The 3,619-nt window shown below is 71.0% G+C and carries 2 protein-coding genes and 1 pseudogene; 2 read left to right on the top strand and 1 reads right to left on the bottom strand.

Annotation, left to right across the window (positions count from 1 at the left end):
* Positions 1 to 307 (top strand): annotated as a pseudogene (locus AC1D15_RS22275) (cupin-like domain-containing protein); the annotation flags it as partial.
* Here the strand turns inward: AC1D15_RS22275 and AC1D15_RS22270 are convergent.
* On the bottom strand, positions 308 to 1,909 hold the full coding sequence (locus tag AC1D15_RS22270) for a sensor histidine kinase (protein ID WP_465114041.1): 1,602 nt from the start codon (positions 1,907 to 1,909) through the stop codon (positions 308 to 310). It abuts the pseudogene before it with no gap.
* 122 nt (positions 1,910 to 2,031) lie between these two features.
* Between AC1D15_RS22270 and AC1D15_RS22265 the strand changes: the two genes are divergently transcribed.
* The gene (locus AC1D15_RS22265) at positions 2,032 to 3,378 is read left to right on the top strand and encodes an MFS transporter (RefSeq protein ID WP_477827681.1); all 1,347 of its coding nucleotides are present in this window, start codon (positions 2,032 to 2,034) and stop codon (positions 3,376 to 3,378) included.
* Positions 3,379 to 3,619 lie beyond the last annotated feature (241 nt).

The following is a 3,619-nucleotide window of genomic DNA, read 5'->3' as shown; positions in this document are numbered from 1 at the left end:
GTGGTGGCACCATGTGGAGTCGCTCGCGGGCTTCAACATGCTGGTGAACTACTGGTGGCGCGGCGCGCTGGCGGCGGGCGACCCGGTGCCGTCGGCGCTCGACGCCCTGCTGCACGTGCTGCTGTGCCTGAAGTCGCTGCCCGCCGAGGAGCGCCGCGGTTGGGCCGCGATCTTCGAGCACTACGTGTTCGATGYCGGGCGCGACGCGGCGGCGCACATCCCGGCGAACCGCCGCGGCGCGCTCGGCGAGATGACGCCCGAGCTGCGCGAGCGGCTGCGCGCGCTGCTGAAGGAGCGGATGCGCTAGCTAGCGTGCCCTGCCGGCGCGGGGCAGCGTGAAGAAGAAGCTCGCGCCCTTGTCCTTCTCGGCGTGCACCCAGATCTCGCCGCCGTGCTTCTGCACCACGCGGCGCACGATCGCAAGGCCGACGCCGGTGCCGGGGAAATCCGATTCCCGGTGCAGCCGGCGGAACGGCTCGAACAGCTGCTGCACGTAGGCCATGTCGAAGCCGGCGCCGTTGTCGCGCACGCAGTAGACCAGGCGGCCGTCCTTCTGCGCCTCGGCGCTGAACGAGATCTTCGCGTCGTCGCGCTTGCCGGTGAACTTCCAGGCGTTCGACAGCAGGTTCTCCAGCGCGAGCCGCAGCAGGCCGGCGTCGCCGTCRGCCATCAGCGTGGCGTCGAGCTCGACCTGCGCGCTGCGCTGCGGCCACGCCGTCTGCAGCGTGCTCATGATGTCGCGCGCCATCGCGCCGATGTGCACCGGCTGCACGCGCACCTGGGCGCGCGTGACCTTCGACAGGCTGAGCATGTCCTCGATCAGCGCGTGCATGCGGTGCGCCGAGGCCAGGATGCTCTGCCCGAACAGCAGCGACTGGCCCTGCAGCGGCGGCGAGGCGTCGGCCAGCAGCATCTCGGTGTAGCCCTGCACCGCGCGCAGCGGCGCGCGCAGGTCGTGCGAGACCGAGTAGGTGAAGGCTTCCAGCTCGCTGTTGGCCTCCTGCAGCTCGGCGGTGCGCTGCTGCACGCGGCGCTCCAGGCTCTCGTAGACCGCGACGTTCTCGAACGCGAGCGAGGTGCAGTCGGCCAGCGCCTGGATCAGCTCCACCTCGTCGGGCGTCGCGTCGTGCGTGTTCGCCCAGTAGTTGCCGATCGCGCCGATCGGCGATTCGGCGCGGATCGGCACCATCACCAGGCTCTTCACGAAGGTCGGCCGGTAGGCGTCGTGCGGGATGCGCGGATCGAGGTAGATGTCGGGGATCGCGACCGCCTGCCCGTTCAGCATGGCCCAGCCGCTGATGCACGAGGTGAGCGGGAAGCGGCTGCCCTTCCAGAGCGGGCCGATCGCGTCCTCGTCGACGTAGTGGCAGAACTCGCCGTCGCGCATCACGACGGTGGCGCCGTCGGCCTGGTTCAGCTGGCGTGCGCCGCGCCGCACGATGCGCACGATGGTGTCGACGCTGCGCGCGAGCGACAGCTCCTTCACCAGGTCGACCAGCAGCGCCCGCCCGCGCGTGAGCCGGGCCAGCCGCTCGGCCTCGCGCGCGTCGTGCAGCCGGCGCAGCGCGCTCGGCAGGCGGAACAGCTGGTCTTTCGGGACGTAGTCGGTGGCGCCGGCCTCCAGGCAGTGCTCGGCCCAGCGCGGATCGGTGTTGCCGCTGACGAAGATGAACGGCATGCCGGGCCGGCGCTGCCGCGCGACCTCGAGCGCCTGCAGGCCCTCGATGCCGGGCACGCGGTTGTCGGAGAGGATCGCGTCGAAGCGGGTGTTCTCCATCGCCTCGAAGAACTGCTCGCTGGAACTGACCGTCACCCAGTTCGACCGGATGTCGAGCCGCGCGACCTCGCGCTGGACCAGGTCCGCGTCGAGCGTGTCGTCTTCCAGGTGAAGGATCTGCAGGGCTTGCATGTCGTGCACCTCCTTGAGAGACGGATGGTAGCGAACCGCGGCACACTGTGCGGTTCCGGTTGAGACCAATGCCGCATAAATATGAGAGGGAATCGATGATTCGCCGGCCCGTGCGAGGGAGGGTGTCCGGGCTGTCGGAACGGTTGGCGGCCTGGCGCCGCAGCTGGCGGGCACGCCTGGCGCTGCCGGTGGGCGACCTGCTGCACGACGCCACCTACCGCCGGCTCTGGACCTCGATCCTGATCAGCTCGTTCGGCGGCCAGGTCACGATGCTCGCGCTGCCGCTGACCGCCGCGCTGCTGCTGCACGCCTCGCCCACGCAGATGGGGCTGCTGACGATGATGGAGACGCTGCCCTTCGTGCTGTTCTCGCTGCCGGCCGGGGTCTGGCTCGACCGGGTGCGCAAGCTGCCGGTCTACATCCTCGGTGAATCGAGCCTGGCGGTGGTCGTCGCGAGCGTGCCCTTCGCCTGGTGGATGGGCTGGCTCACGATGCCGTGGATGTACGTCGTCGCCTTCGTGATCGGCACGGTCTACACGACCGCCGGCACTGCCGCGCAGATCGTGCTGACGCAGGTGGTGGCGCGCGAGCGGCTGGTGGAGGCGCACGCGAAGAACGCGCTCGCCACCTCGGGTGCCGAGGTGGCCGGGCCGGGGCTGGCCGGCGCGCTGATCAAGCTGGTGGGGGCGCCGCTCGCGCTGCTGGTCGATGCGGCGCTGCTGCTGCTGTCGGCCGGCATCCTGCGCGGCATCCGCATCGTCGAGATCCGCCGCCCGCGCGCCGATGCGCACTTCTGGCGCGACCTGCAGGCCGGCGTGCGCTTCGTGCGCAGCCAGCGCCTGCTGATCGCGCTGGCGACCGCGGTGGGCCTGTGGCAGATGTGCCACCACGCGGCGCTGGTGGTGCAGATCCTGTTCGCGACCCGCACGCTGGGCCTGGGCGAGCAGGCGATCGGCCTCAGCTACATGGGCATGGGCGGCGGCACCATCCTCGCGAGCGTGTACGGCAACCGCATCAGCCGGCGCTACGGGCCGGGGCCGTGCCTGGTGCTGGGCTTCGTGATCTGCGGCGTCGGCTGGCTGGTGCTGGCGGCGGCGCCGGCCAACTCCTGGGGCGTGGCGGCCTTCGCGGCGATGCTGCTGTGCTTCTCGGCCGGCGCGGTGCTGATCTTCATCAACTTCCTCGCGCTGCGGCAGGCGGTGACGCCGGAGCCGCTGCTCGGCCGCATGACGGCGACGATGCGCTGGCTGATCCTGATCCCGGCCGGGCCGGGTGCACTGCTCGGCGGCTGGCTGGGCGAGCACGTCGGGCTGCGCGCCTCGCTGGTGTTCGCCGGCGCCTTTGCGCTGCTGGTGGCCGCGGTGGCGGGGCGCCATCCGGTCATCCGCAACGTGCGCGAGCTGCCGAAGCTGGAGAACGTCGAGGACTGGATGGGGGCGGAGGCGGACGTGCGGCCGGCGGCGGAGTGACGTGGCGCGGAAGGCGCGTGCGGGGAGGCTGTGGCTCGCCGGCCGGGTCGGTCATCGCCCCAGGGGGCGATGACTGCCCTGCGCTGACTGGTTTCATGGCCCGTCGCCCAAACTCCCKCCACTCACTTCGTTCGTTGTGGTCAAACAGTGGGCGACAGTCAGTGCACGAAGCGTGCTGCGCACGCGGGCCATGAAACCAGCCAGCTCCGGCGCCCCGTCCCTATTGGCGCTCCACAGCCTC

It is taken from the genome of Rhizobacter sp. P2_H2 (genome assembly GCF_056403375.1).
This window is presented reverse-complemented; position numbering and strand designations above follow the sequence as displayed.